At 54.3% G+C, this 13,219-nt stretch carries 10 protein-coding genes and 1 pseudogene; 6 read left to right on the plus strand and 5 right to left on the minus strand.

Annotated elements, in window-relative coordinates; translation table 11 throughout:
* Positions 1-117: 117 nt before the first annotated feature.
* From SQ11_RS14850 to SQ11_RS18285, 6 genes and pseudogenes are all read left to right on the plus strand, one after another.
* Complete coding sequence (locus SQ11_RS14850; RefSeq protein WP_041514974.1) at positions 118-1,494, plus strand: efflux transporter outer membrane subunit; 1,377 nt, start codon at positions 118-120, stop codon at positions 1,492-1,494.
* A gap of 145 nt (positions 1,495-1,639) precedes the next feature.
* Positions 1,640-2,872, plus strand: coding sequence for an efflux RND transporter periplasmic adaptor subunit (locus SQ11_RS14855; RefSeq protein WP_041514975.1), 1,233 nt, complete (start codon positions 1,640-1,642; stop codon positions 2,870-2,872).
* 67 nt (positions 2,873-2,939) lie between these two features.
* Positions 2,940-6,086, plus strand: coding sequence for an efflux RND transporter permease subunit (locus SQ11_RS14860; protein WP_041514976.1), 3,147 nt, complete (start codon positions 2,940-2,942; stop codon positions 6,084-6,086).
* Positions 6,087-6,596: 510 nt separating this feature from the next.
* Positions 6,597-7,715, plus strand: a complete 1,119-nt coding sequence (proB, locus tag SQ11_RS14870; protein WP_041514978.1) for a glutamate 5-kinase — start codon at positions 6,597-6,599, stop codon at positions 7,713-7,715.
* Positions 7,716-7,745: 30 nt separating this feature from the next.
* The gene (locus tag SQ11_RS14875) at positions 7,746-8,078 is read left to right on the plus strand and encodes a sulfur transferase domain-containing protein (protein ID WP_041514979.1); all 333 of its coding nucleotides are present in this window, start codon (positions 7,746-7,748) and stop codon (positions 8,076-8,078) included.
* Between the two features lie 33 nt (positions 8,079-8,111).
* A pseudogene (locus tag SQ11_RS18285) lies at positions 8,112-8,861 on the plus strand (MBL fold metallo-hydrolase).
* A 42-nt stretch (positions 8,862-8,903) separates the two neighbouring features.
* Here SQ11_RS18285 and SQ11_RS14885 read toward each other — a convergent pair.
* The 5 genes from SQ11_RS14885 to SQ11_RS14905 form a co-directional block, all read right to left on the minus strand.
* Positions 8,904-9,422 (minus strand): CNP1-like family protein, encoded by a 519-nt coding sequence (locus SQ11_RS14885; protein ID WP_041514980.1) that lies wholly within the window; start codon positions 9,420-9,422, stop codon positions 8,904-8,906.
* 7 nt (positions 9,423-9,429) lie between these two features.
* On the minus strand, positions 9,430-10,020 hold the full coding sequence (locus SQ11_RS14890) for a DUF3501 family protein (protein ID WP_041514981.1): 591 nt from the start codon (positions 10,018-10,020) through the stop codon (positions 9,430-9,432).
* 79 nt (positions 10,021-10,099) lie between these two features.
* A complete protein-coding gene (locus tag SQ11_RS14895) occupies positions 10,100-11,428 on the minus strand; it encodes a heterodisulfide reductase-related iron-sulfur binding cluster (RefSeq protein WP_041514982.1) in 1,329 nt (442 codons plus the stop codon).
* A gap of 107 nt (positions 11,429-11,535) precedes the next feature.
* On the minus strand, positions 11,536-11,955 hold the full coding sequence (locus tag SQ11_RS14900) for a rubrerythrin family protein (protein WP_041514983.1): 420 nt from the start codon (positions 11,953-11,955) through the stop codon (positions 11,536-11,538).
* A 256-nt stretch (positions 11,956-12,211) separates the two neighbouring features.
* Complete coding sequence (locus SQ11_RS14905; RefSeq protein WP_041514984.1) at positions 12,212-13,162, minus strand: D-2-hydroxyacid dehydrogenase; 951 nt, start codon at positions 13,160-13,162, stop codon at positions 12,212-12,214.
* Positions 13,163-13,219: the final 57 nt, after the last annotated feature.

A 13,219-nucleotide genomic window follows, 5' to 3' on the forward strand; every position in this document is an offset into this window, starting at 1 on the left:
AATTTGTTGCAAGACGATAGCAGATTCGTCTATATACTTTTGTCACGGCAAATTAGCCGATATTGGCTTCCCTGGACTCCACTGTTACCAATTGGCCTCTCAATCTGGCGAAAACGCATGCCAAAGATCCTCGGGCTAGCCATTCTCTCAATCTTCCTGCTAAGTATCGGCGGTTGCAAAACAGCGCCGGAGCGGCGTGCCGATGATGCTGGAGCTAAAATACCTTCCCACTGGAGCGGAACCGGTGAATCTGGTCAACCGGCGCCGGAACACTGGGTGGAAACGTTTGGTGACCCTGACTTGAGCGCACTGGTGCATAGCGCGCTGGCCGACAACTATGACCTGAAAGCGGCAGCCACCCGGGTAAATGCGGCCATAGCCCAGGCGCGAATCGATGGCTCCTTACTTTGGCCCCAGATATTTTTTAATCCGGATTACCAGCGAGCACAAATTCGCGAGCAGGGATTTGGGTCGGCAAAATACAGTGTATTCGACGCCATGTTCAGCCTGAATTGGGAGCTGGATGTATGGGGACGCATTCGGGACGTCAGGCAGGCAGCCATTCGGGACGCCGATGCGATAGCAGCCGACCTGCATGGCGCACGGTTATCCCTGGCAGCACGAATTGCGCAAAGCTATTTCGACCTGGCCGAGGCCAGGCTTCAGTCCGAGGTAGCCGAACAGTCGGTCAAAGATCGCCGCACAATCGTCCAGCTGGTACGTGGACGCTTTGCACGTGGCATAACGAATGCCCTGGACTTGCGCCTGGCGCTCACCGACCTCGCCACCGCCGAGTCGGAACTTACTGAGGCTCGCAATCAGATTCAGATGGTCATCCGCCGGTTGGAAGTGCTGCTTGGACGTTATCCCGCAGGACGCCTGACTGAAGCTTCCATTCTCCCGGAACCTCCGCCCGGCCTTCCTTCCGGGTTGCCTTCAGAATTGCTCGAGCGGCGGCCCGATCTCATTGCTGCCTTCAATCGCTTGCTGGCTGCCGACTCCCGCGTGGAAAGCTCGAGAAAACTATTGCTGCCGAGAATTGTCCTAACTGCTGCAGGGGGCACGCGCAGTACAGCGCTAACCGATCTGGTTGATCCCCGCTCACTTGCCTGGAATGTGGTGATCGGAATGCTGCAGCCACTATTCACCGGCGGACGTATTCGCGGAGAGATCCATCTGAACGAAGCCCGCGCCGAGGAAGCTGTTAATCTATACAAGAGTACGGCACTCAATGCTTTTCGCGAGGTGGAACAGGTGCTGGCCACGGATGAGTGGCTGCGTGAACAAGAAAAAGCGCTACGGCATGCTGTCGAACAAACGGAAGCGAGCCGGAAATTGGCTATCTATTCTTACCAGCTTGGCATTATTGAAATTCTCACTCTGCTGGATAGCTACCGCAGCACATTGAATGCGCAAAGCGCGCATCTCTCTGTCAAACGCCAGTTACTCACCAATCGAATCAACCTTTATCTGGCATTGGGAGGTGGCGTTTGAAAATGAGGGAACCCGTGAGTAAGGTTCCGGGTTCATCGACTCCTTTGACTGGTAGCCCGATACCGCGGCATACCCGGAAAGCACGACGGCCTGGAAATTTGGAAACGCGTTCCAGGAAAAACTTGTCCGGAGGTTCACTGCAAGCATGCTGAAAAATTCAAAAGGCAAAGGCATGCTGAAAATTATTGCTCCCATTCTTGTTGTACTCGCCGGCATCAGTATTTCCTGGGCTATTGTCGTCAATCGGCCACCATTAAAATCGCAAATATCGGAAAACGAAGTGCCGCTGGTGCAGGTAATCCAGGTCGAGCCGCAGACCGTCAAACTGAACATCCGCTCCCAGGGTGTCGTCGTGCCCCGCACGGAGATCGATTTAGTGCCTGAAGTAGCGGGCCAGATAATCCGGCTCCATCCGAGTCTGGTCGCGGGAGGTTTCTTCGAAGCGGGCGATATACTGGTCACCATAGATCCGCGTGACTACGACTACGCAATCGCCGAAGCACGTGCCCGCATTGCCGAAGCTGAGCGGCAGGTCATGATGGAAGAAGCCCAATCGGAGCAGGCGCGCAATGAGTGGCATTCCCTTGGTGAAGGACAGCCATCGGCGCTGACTCTGCGCGAACCGCAACTGGCGGAGGCGCGCGCCAAATTGAAAGCAGCGCAAGCCGACCTGACCAAGGCCCATTTACAACGTAGCCGATGCGAGTGGCGCGCACCATTTGCCGGAAGGGTGAGGGATAAGCACATCGGTCTCGGGCAATATGTTCAACTGGGCGAAAAACTCGCCCGGCTATATGCGATTGACGTCGTGCAGGTACGCCTGCCTTTGGCCACCGATCAGTTTGCCTATCTCGATTTGCTGCTGGATCACCGCAATAGCAAACAGGAAGCAGGCCCTAAAGTAATTTTAAGCACGGAATTCGCAGGTGCCCTCCAGCGTTGGGAAGGCCGCATCGTCCGAGCTGAAGGAGCCCTGGATGAAGAAACCGGCCTTCTCCACGCCGTGGCTGAGGTAAAGGACCCCTATGCCGTTAAATCGGACCAGCCACCGCTTATGCCAGGATTGTTCGTGAAAGCCGAAATTGAGGGGCGAGAACAAACCGATGTGTTCATACTGCCCACCGGCACAGTAAATGCCTCTCACGAAGCATTGCTGGTTGACGGAAAGGACCGCTTGCACATTCGCCGCATGAGCATATTGCGCAATGAGCCTGATCGGATCCTTGTCAAGGGAGGTCTGAATGCGGGAGATCGAGTAGTGATCTCCGGCATCCAGATTCCGGTGGAGGGTATAAAAGTCAAGACCGAGATGGTAGCCCCCGAGCAGAAATCTGAAAAACCCGTATTGGACACCTCCATGCCGGACGCAACACCGTGAAATCTTGTTTTTTTCCTTCTGCCCGATGCTGCACGCCCTCAGTTAGGGAAAGATTCAAGTGAGACCGATGCTCGCTGCTTCACTCCCCTCCGGCTTGATCGCATGGTTTGCTGCCAATCCCATTGCCGCCAATTTGCTGATGCTGCTGATTCTCTTCGGTGGCGCTGGCAGTCTACTTCTGATGGACAAGGAGGTGTTTCCGCGGTTTATGCCTCATCAAATCGAAGTTCGGGCGGTCTATCCCGGCGCTGGACCGCTGGAACTCGAAGAATCGGTTTGTATACGCATCGAAGAAGCAATCTACAGTTTATCGGGGGTAAAACAGCTTAAGACGGCGATCATCGAAGGGGAGTGCCTCGTCAAGGTAATGGTCTTGCCGAACTATGATAGAAATCAGGTAATGAATGCGGTGCAGGGACGGGTACAAGCCATACAGCGCCTGCCGAAAGGACTGGAAAAAATTGAGGTGCTGCCCGGCAACCGCATCGGCGACGATGGCGTTATCTGGGTTGCGTTACACGGCCCCACGGATGCGCTTACGCTCAAGCGCCTAAGCGATCGCATTCAAGGCGATCTGTCACAGATACCCGGCGTGACTCGCGCGCACAACTATTACGATCTGCCTTACGAAATCGCTATCGAGGTGTCTTCCGAGCGGCTACGTCAGTTCCGCGTATCACTGAATGAGGTAACCGAAACCATTCGACGTGCTTCGGTGGACTTGCCCGGCGGCGTGATAAAAAATCCGATGGGCGAACTATTACTTCGGGTCAAAGGTAAAGCCCAGGATGAGATCTCGGTCGGAAATCTGGTGGTGCGAACCAATTCGGATGGCAGTCGCGTGCTGCTTCGCGATGTCGCGGTAGTCAAGGATGGTCTGGAGGAGCGCCTGTCGGAATGGCATCACAACGGAGAAACGGCGCAAGGTTGGGAGATCCATGCTGAGAAGGATTCCGTTGCGGTAGCGCGCCGGGTTAAAGCCTATGTGGCGGAAATGAAAACTCAGCTGCCGCAAGGGGTGGGACTGATTACCTGGTGGGATGACTCGCAAGCCTACGAGGAGCGAATCGGAACATTGCTTGAGGATGGCCTAACCGGCTTTGTCCTGGTTTGCCTGATACTCACCTTATTCCTCCAGCTTAAAGTGGCGATCTGGGCGGGAATAGGGATACTTACTTCAATTTTTGGCGCTTTCTGGCTGATGCCGGCGCTGGACGTATCGCTTAATATGTTATCCCTGTTCGGCTTTCTTCTAGCCATGGGAATTCTGGTGGATGATGCTATCATCATAGGTGAATCCATATACGCCAAGCAAGAGACGGCGGATGCCAGCGGTTCACCAGGGTCAGGTGGCGGACAGCCGCTCATGGCAGGAGCCATGAGAAATCTGGCATATCTGGAAGCCGCCATATCCGGGGCTCGCGAGGTTTCACTGCCGGTTATCGTGGCAGTCATGATCGTCCTTGTGGCCTTTCTGCCCGGTTTATTTTTGCCGGGCTGGGCGGGTCAGATGATGAAACCAATTTGTGTGGTGATGATCCTCACTTTGGTGTTTTCACTCATTGAAGCTCTGCTGATTTTACCTTCCCATCTCGCAGTCCCCTCCAAATCGAATGTATCGTACGCCCCTCTGGTGCGGGTGCGGAGAGCCCTGAATCAAGGTTTGCAGCGTTTTATCTATCGAGTTTATGAACCATTGCTGAAAAAAGCCCTCGCCTGGCGATACCTCACTGTCGCGACATTCGCCGTCCTGATCATGTTGGCCGCCGCACTCGTGGCGGGAGGTTATGTACGGCTTTCTTTACAAGCTGACGTAACAAAGGACAGCTTCTGGGTCGTACTGAAATTGCCCAAAGATCTTCCCTATAGTGAAACCCGCCGGATCGCGGAAAAGGTGGAACGTGCATTAATGGAAGTTCAAAGCGAACTGGACAAAGAAGCCAGAATTCATGACCCTGATATGCAGGAAAGCGTAATTGTCGGCGTTGAAACGATCATCACGGAGCATGAGGCTGGTTTCTGGACCGAATTATCGCCCGCGGGACGAAAGCATATTGTTGTGGAGGATTTCATCCGCGAATGGCGCAAACGCATTGGCGACATAGGCCGCGCCAAGATTGAGTTCCTTTATAAGGAAGGCGATCTTCCCTACGATATTGAATTTGATTTGGGGCATCCTGATCCGGCGACTCTCGCTGTGGCGGCTGCTCAATTCAAACAGAAACTGGCAGGATATCCCGGCGTGTACGATGTTGTGGATTCCGCCGAACCAGGTAAGCCAGAAGTTCGCCTACGCCTGAAACCGGAGGCTGAGCACCTTGGGCTTCGGTTGGAAGAGGTCGCGGAACAAATGCGACATGCGTATCACGGCGATGAGGTGCATCGGCTCCAAAGGGGGCGCAACGAGGTCAAAGTGGTAGTACGTCTGCCTCGCAGCGAGAGAGAATCTCTGCATGATATGCAAAGTCTTCCCATACGGCTGCCAAATGGAGCGCAAGCTCCTTTGGGCACATTGGCGGAGATCGACGTGGTCGCCGGTCAGTCCTTGCTGATCCGCCAGGATCGACAGCGCATCTTGAAAATTCAAGCCCAGATCGATCCGGAAGTGACAGACGTCAACGCCGTCCACACCGGCTTGGCGGCGGAAGAAATATTGCAATTAAAACAACAGTTCCCTGGATTGGATATCAACATCGGTGAAGAGCGCCAGGAGCAGGAGGAAACCGCCCAGACGCTGTTATTCCTGACAGCGATTGCTTTGACCATCATTTACGCCTTGATTGCAATTCCGTTCCAATCTTATGTGAAGCCACTCATCTTTCTGCTCGGGGCTCCCGTCGCCTGGAGCGGCGCGGTGTGGGCGCACTGGCTGCTTGGCTTCACGGTGTCCATGGAATCGCTGGTCGGCATGATAGCCGCAAGCGGCGTGGTGGTGAATGACAGTCTGGTCCTGCTGGACTATGTTCACAAGAAAGGGGATTCCGATGAACCCACGGCGAAACTCATTCTCGAAGCTTGTACAGCGCGTTTTCGTCCGATTCTGCTGGCCTTCCTGACCAACTTCGTCGGTTTTCTCCCCATCCTGCTGGAAACCAGCGAACAGGCCCAGTTTCTGGTCCCGATGACGCTCTCTTTGACGGTTGGCCTGATGATCGGCATGACCGCCAGCCTGATACTGACTCCGGTCTGTTATGCCATTGTAGAGAAATCCTGATTACCAGGCTGCCTGGTCAGCCGGCGAAATCCACGTTTCATACCCGCGTGACGGACTGTTCGCCGGCAAATTCGCTTGACCGGTATGTTAGGGCCTGTTAACACTTATTTTGCACCCGCGACGGGGACGGATTTCATCCAGGACGAGGCGTGAGTCGCGCAACGGAGCAGGCCTCCGTAAGCGGCGAGTAACGAAGGGCTGGATAAAATCCGTCCCCGTCCCTTCGGGTTGCGCCCAAAAAACGCGGATACCGCGTTACGAAGCTTGGCCATAGGCATACTATGGCCTGCACTTCGCGCCTTGCCTCCGCGTTTTTTGTGTAGCAACGCGGGTGCGAAATAAGTGTTAACAGGCCCTAACGTTATCTTTATAAAGCGCTGTGCAACGATTATACTATTTGATTCTTCCACACAGCCCTTATCGTCATTCGATGTTTCGTGCCTGAGCAACCAGGGAAGCAAGAATCCAAGGTCGCAGGAAATTAACACGTCTCCGCGAAAAAAAACAGGCATGCAATCCATCGTAAAACAATCGCGGCGCATCGTTGTTAAAGTCGGCAGCAGCCTGGTCACCAATCAAGGACAGGGGCTCGACCATGCCGCGCTCGCGCGCTGGGCGGAGCAGATCGCCAAGCTCAAAGAAATGGGCAAGGAGGTTGTGCTGGTTTCTTCCGGGGCGATTGCGGAAGGGATGCAGCGTCTGAACTGGAAGAAACGCCCTCGCGCGCTGCACGAGTTGCAGGCCGCCGCCGCTGTCGGACAAATGGGCCTGGTACAGGCATATGAATCCTGTTTTCGTGCCCATGAAATGCATGCCGCGCAAGTGCTGCTTACCCATGAAGACTTGTCGGACCGCAAGCGCTACCTGAATGCCCGCTCGACTCTGATTACGTTACTGAGCTTGAACGTCATTCCCGTCATCAACGAAAACGATACGGTGGCGACCGACGAAATTCGCTTCGGCGACAATGACACACTCGCCGCGCTGGTTACCAACCTGATCGAGGCCGACGTGCTGGTGATTCTTACCGATCAGGGCGGATTATTCACTGCCGACCCGCGCAAGGATGCAAGGGCCACGCTGGTAGAGGAGGCCCGCGCCGGAGACCCGGCAATCGAGGCGATGGCCGGCGGCGCTGGCAGCGCCATAGGCCGCGGGGGCATGCTGACCAAGGTAATCGCTGCAAAACGTGCGGCACGCAGCGGCGCCCACACCGTCATTGCGTCGGGGCACGAAAGCGGCGTCCTGCTTCTTCTTGCCGAGGGAAAAACCATTGGCACGCAACTGCTGGCGGAAACCATGACATTGGCGGCGCGCAAGCAATGGCTCGCCGATCACCTGCAAATGCGTGGCAACGTCGTGCTGGACGAAGGAGCGGTAAAAGCACTCACGGCTAGCGGCAAAAGTCTTTTATCGATAGGTGTGACAGATGTCCATGGGAATTTCGAGCGTGGCGAGGTGGTCGGCTGTCTTGATCCGGCGGGCAGGGAAATTGCCCGAGGGCTTGTTAACTATAACGCGGCTGAAACACGGAGAATCCTGCGCCGGACCAGCAGCGAAATTGAAACCATTTTGGGATACGTGGGCGAACCGGAACTTATTCATAGGGATAATCTGGTTCTGCTATAGTATGAATCAAACCCATTTGAAGGATGACTTATGAAACCGCTCACTACACTTGACGCCAACTTCTCGACCAGCCCGCAAATCAACACGGAAGATTTGCCTGACATCAAAGCGGCCGGTTTCAAAAGCGTCATTTGCAACCGCCCCGATAGCGAGGATGGCGGCGCTCATCCGGACCACCATCTTCTTGAAGAGACGGCAAAAAAACTGGGGCTGGAATTTGCCTACCTGCCTGTCGTTCCCGGACAAATAAACGATACGAATGTTGCCGATTTCAAGACGATAATCGCCAAATTGCCTGCTCCAACCGTTGGCTACTGCCGGCTGGGAATTCGTTCGAAGATCCTCTACGAGCGATCAAGATGAGGGTGTTGATCGATTCGGTCTAGCCTGAACACCATGATATTCCGCCAGCTGTTCGAGCCTCTGTCCAGTACGTGCACATACTTGCTCGGCTGCGAGGAAACCGGACAAGCCGTACTGATTGATCCGGTAATTGTGTCCATGGATCGTGATCTCGCTGCACTCAGCCACCTCGGCCTGCGTTTGGCCTATAGCGTTGAAACGCATATCCACGCGGACCATATCACCGCCGCACTTGAACTGAAAAAGCAGGTAGGCAGTAAAATCGCCGTGCCGGCTTTCGACCGGCTACCCTGCACAGATTTTGGCATCGAAGAAGGCAAATCGTTGCAGGTAGGAAGTATTACATTGCAACCGTTACATACGCCTGGACATACCGACGGGCACTTTGCCTATTGATGCGGTGACAGGGTCTTTACCGGCGATGCGCTCCTGATCGAAGGGTGCGGGCGTACCGATTTTCAGAATGGTGACGCGGACACGCTATATAGAAGCGTGCAGGAAAAACTGTTTTCGTTACCGGATGACTGTCTGGTATATCCGGCCCATGACTATAATGACCGGCGGGTTTCTTCCATCGCGCAGGAGAAAAAACGCAACCCCCGGCTGGGAATTCACCGTACTTTGGAAGAATTCAGGGAAATCATGGCAAACCTCAATTTGCCATACCCGACGTTTATGGATTATGCCGTGCCGGGAAACCGGCAGTGCGGCGTCTGCCCTGACGACCTGCCGGAAAATCTGCAAAAATACTGCCGGCATATGACGGATAGCCCCCAGGGATAGCGCACTTTGTGCCTTTGATAGCTGGGCCGCGTGATAGGTTACTCAGTAACGTACGGCACGTGGGTGGATCCCGGCTTTCAATGCGCCGATGGCCTCCTCCGCATCTTTAACCATATGGATCCCGAGGGGGCAGAAGTAATACCGGTAAAGTGTCCGCTGAGCGTAATTCTGGGCAACATTTTCCAGGTCGGCCCATTTGGACAGCCTCGCCCGGGACCAGGTATCGTCACTGCGCCCGTAGGCATAAGTCCTTTTTTCTGCAGTCTGGCAGCGTATTCCCTCGTAACTCACGTTCATCGCCCCTGAAGGTGACTTGACTACAAGACTATAGCGCACGACGCCATCTTCCCCTACCGCAATGGATGAGGCATCGACGAAATGGGAATTGGTGCTGGCTGGTCCGGCATCAAATTGCAGCATATTTTCCGGCTTGGGGTAATCCGGCAACTGGGTCTGCAGCTCAACCCAAGGTCTTTCATGATCAAATTCGTACTCGAATTTATTTTGCTGGGCGTAAGCCGCAATCGGCAGGGCGCATAGCAGAACCAGGAATTTTTTCATTGTGCAGTCAGTCCGCGGTCAAATCGTCGATTAAGGCGTCGCGCACCGCCCCTGTTACCGGCTGAGCGGGAACCTCATACGCGGAATGGTCGATGCCCATGCTCAAGGGGGCACCCTGATGCAATGCCTTTATCATGCCCGTGCCCAGCTCAAAACGCAAAAAATGCACTGAGGAGGTTTTTTCCGCGTTTTCCCGCTCGAGATCTTCATCGGCGATGGCGTAAACCAAGTCAAGATCATGTACCCTTACCCATACCCTATCTTCGATGCCAGTCAATTCCGCCAGTCTGGCAGCGCGCTCGAGCGGATCCGGATATTCGATCATCATGGTGGCTTTCCAGTTGCCGCCATCGGGAACGAGGGGTCCATATGCGTCCAATTCGTCGAGTATGCCCTCTTCCTCAAAAATCTTCTCTACCCGCAGCATTTCCTGAATCTGATACCGTATGGTCAATTCATCCTCGAAAATGAGCGTTACATTTTCGCCCAGATGAACTTTGCGGTTTTTTTTGTGTGCCATCACCCTGGCGCGGAATTCCTTCCGCGCTTTGGCATAGGCTTCCAGTGTCATCAGGCTATCGCGAGTAATCTGAGGCATGATTGATAGATAGTTCCAAGTTGGAATAATGAGACCGGCTATAGGTAAGCACGGCGTCCACAGCTGAGCCGCTCACCTGTCAGAGTCCATAAGCGATCCGGAGCAGTGTCAGTGGATGCTGTTTCTGCGCCTTGTTCTCGCCCATACCCTGCTGAATATGACGCCCGGCGATGGCACAGTCGGAACTTATGTAGTCGGGGCCGGGCGCAGCCATTTGCTTGAACACCGGCTTGCCGATCTTCATGGAATCGGCGAAATGCTCGCTCTTGACTCCCCATGTGCCGTCATGACCGGAACAACGTTCCACCACGCTCACCTTGGTTCCGGGAATCATTTGCAGCATGTCCTTGGTTTTCTGTCCGACATTCTGCACCCGCAAATGGCAGGGAATATGGTAGGAAACATTCCCCAGGGGCTGCTTGAAATCTGTTTTCAACAGACCGTCCCGGCTCCGCAGCATCAGATACTCGAACGGATCGAACATGGCCGCCGCTACCGCTTGTACGTCGCCATCCTGGGGAAACATGAGCGGCAATTCCTGCTTATACATCAGAGCGCACGAAGGCACGGCTGTGAGGATCGCATAACCTTCTTTCGCCAGTTTCACCAGATAAGGAATGTTTACTTTCTTCAGCTCATTCACCGCATCCAGATCACCCAGTTCCAGCTTTGGCATGCCGCAACATGCCTCTTTTTCCACCAGGCATGCCGGAATTTCGTTGTGCTTGAGTATTTTCAATAAATCATGGCCAATCCCAGGTTCATTATAATTCACGTAGCAAGTGGCATAAATCGCTACCTTTCCCGATGTTCTGGCACCGTTGCGGACTTCATGGGAGGAATCGATTTTGGCGCTCTTACGAAATTTATGGCTATCGTAATCGGGCAGCACCCGTTCGGCATGAATACCCAGCATGCTATCCATCAGCTTGCGTGCGGCAGGCGTCCTGTTAACGGCATTTACGGTCTGTGCTACCACCGGGATGCTTGCCAGCTTGCCCATGAGATCGGTACTGGAAAGCAACTTGTCGCGGAAACCGGTTTCGCCCTTCTTGTACTTGACCGCTTTGGCTCGCAGCATCAGGTGTGGAAAATCAATATTCCATGGATGCGGAGGCACATAGGGGCACTTCGTCATGAAACACATATCGCAAAGATAACAACGGTCCACCACCTCCCAGAGGCTCTGTTTTTCCACCCCGTCCAGTTCGCCGGTGGCCCCGTCATCGATAAGATCGAACAATCGTGGAAAAGCCGTGCACAGATTTACGCAACGGCGGCAGCCATGACAGATGTCAAAGACGCGCTCCATCTCCTGAAACAACTTCGGCTCGTCATAAAAATCCGGATTTACCCAGTCGAGCGGATGCCGCTTTGGAGGTTCCAGACTGCCTTCGCGAGTGGTCATGACAACACGTGGAAAATAGATGAGGGATTAAAGTCGGACAAAATTGCAGAATAAAACGGACCGACCGGATCGAATGCCATCCGGTCTATCCGTTTTATGATTTTTGTTTAATCGGCCAGATTATCCAGAGCCTTCTGGAAGCGGTTGGCGTGGGAGCGCTCAGCCTTGGCCAGCGTCTCGAACCAATCGCCGATTTCATCAAAACCTTCATCACGCGCGGACTTGGCCATACCCGGATACATATCGGTGTATTCGTGGGTTTCCCCGGCGATGGCTGTTTTCAGGTTATCGCGCGATGGACCGAAAGGCAGACCTGTGGCCGGATCCCCACAGGCTTCCAAATATTCCAGATGGCCATGAGCGTGACCGGTTTCACCTTCAGCGGTCGAACGGAATACCGCTGCCACATCGTTCTGGCCTTCCACATCCGCTTTGGCCGCAAAATAGAGATACCGGCGATTGGCCTGAGATTCTCCGGCAAAAGCCGCTTTCAGATTCTCTTCAGTTTTTGATCCTTTAAGTTCCATAATGCTCTCCTCTTATATATAACATAGTGATAAACAAATTGATCAGGGTCCCAGCCTGCTTGAGGTGATATATGGCGTAAACCGGCTACCCCTGCCCCCATACCAGGCTATCCAAACTGTAGGAGACTAGCGGAGGGTTCTTTGCTTGTCAACCGGACTTACCGGGCGTTTATGGAATGGACGCCGCACACGTGGGCAGCGTTTAAAGCCGGTAAAGCAGGTGGTTTTACCCTGAATCGCAGGATCAAGCCCTTGCTCAGGTAACCAGATTCTGCGGCTTGCCAGCCACCCAGGCCTCGATATTTTCGATCAGCTGACTTGCCAGAGATTGCATGGCCTCGTCCGATGCCCAGGCTACATGCGGCGTCAGAATGAAGTTGGGGCGGCGCAGGTCGAGCAACGGATTGCCATTCTTTGGCGGTTCGGCAGTCAGCACGTCAAAACCCGCCCCGGCAATAAGATTTTCATCCAGTGCCTGAACCAGCGCTGCCTCATCCACCAGTCCGCCACGCGCGGTATTGATCAGCAGTGCGCTGCACTTCATCTTGCGCAGTTCATTGATGCCGATCAGATCTCGCGTCGTTGGGGTCAGCGGACAGTGCAGCGAAAGTATGTCCGACTCGGCCAGCACTTGGTCGAACGGCGTAAGCACCATCTCTTTTTTCTTGGGTGAGGGATGGTAAGCAAACAGCACATTCATGCCGAAGCCACGTGCAATGGCGGCGGTGCCCTGCCCGATGGCGCCCTCGCCGATAATACCCATGGTGGAACCGGACAACTCAGTGATAGGATGCGTGAATAAGCAGAACTGTTCCGATTGCTGCCATGTGCCCTGCTCTATCTCCTGCCGGTACGCCAATAAATTCCGGCGTAACGCGAGCACCAGCGCAAACACGTGCTCCGGCACAGTATGATTCGCGTAGTTGCGGATATTCGCCACCGCGATGCCGCGCCTGCGGCACGCCGCAATATCGATGCAGTCATACCCGGTTGCCGTCACCGCGATCATCTTCAGCCTGGGCAACTCCGCAAGAGTCTCGTCGCTCAACGGTATTTTGTTGATGATTGCCACCGTCGCATTCCGCAGGCGCGGTACGATTTGATCAAAAGTTGTGTGCGCGTATTCTTCGTAAATATGCTCGAAACCCGGTCGGCGCACCTGTGCCTTGATCGAGTCGCGCTCCAGAAAAACGACGTGGTGGCTCATATTCGTCCTCTCCCGTTGAGATTTGCGGGCTCCAAAACCACGGCGGCGATGCCGCCA

Source organism: Nitrosospira sp. NpAV (assembly GCF_000832065.1).
Lineage (GTDB): Bacteria > Pseudomonadota > Gammaproteobacteria > Burkholderiales > Nitrosomonadaceae > Nitrosospira.

Coding starts and splice junctions, on each gene's coding strand:
- SQ11_RS14850 (WP_041514974.1), top strand. CDS start 118: ATGCCAAAGATCCTCGGGCTAGCCATTCTCTCAATCTTCCTGCTAAGT.
- SQ11_RS14855 (WP_041514975.1), top strand. CDS start 1,640: ATGCTGAAAAATTCAAAAGGCAAAGGCATGCTGAAAATTATTGCTCCC.
- SQ11_RS14860 (WP_041514976.1), top strand. CDS start 2,940: ATGCTCGCTGCTTCACTCCCCTCCGGCTTGATCGCATGGTTTGCTGCC.
- proB (WP_041514978.1), top strand. CDS start 6,597: ATGCAATCCATCGTAAAACAATCGCGGCGCATCGTTGTTAAAGTCGGC.
- SQ11_RS14875 (WP_041514979.1), top strand. CDS start 7,746: ATGAAACCGCTCACTACACTTGACGCCAACTTCTCGACCAGCCCGCAA.
- SQ11_RS14885 (WP_041514980.1), bottom strand. CDS start 9,422: ATGAAAAAATTCCTGGTTCTGCTATGCGCCCTGCCGATTGCGGCTTAC.
- SQ11_RS14890 (WP_041514981.1), bottom strand. CDS start 10,020: ATGCCTCAGATTACTCGCGATAGCCTGATGACACTGGAAGCCTATGCC.
- SQ11_RS14895 (WP_041514982.1), bottom strand. CDS start 11,428: ATGACCACTCGCGAAGGCAGTCTGGAACCTCCAAAGCGGCATCCGCTC.
- SQ11_RS14900 (WP_041514983.1), bottom strand. CDS start 11,955: ATGGAACTTAAAGGATCAAAAACTGAAGAGAATCTGAAAGCGGCTTTT.
- SQ11_RS14905 (WP_041514984.1), bottom strand. CDS start 13,162: ATGAGCCACCACGTCGTTTTTCTGGAGCGCGACTCGATCAAGGCACAG.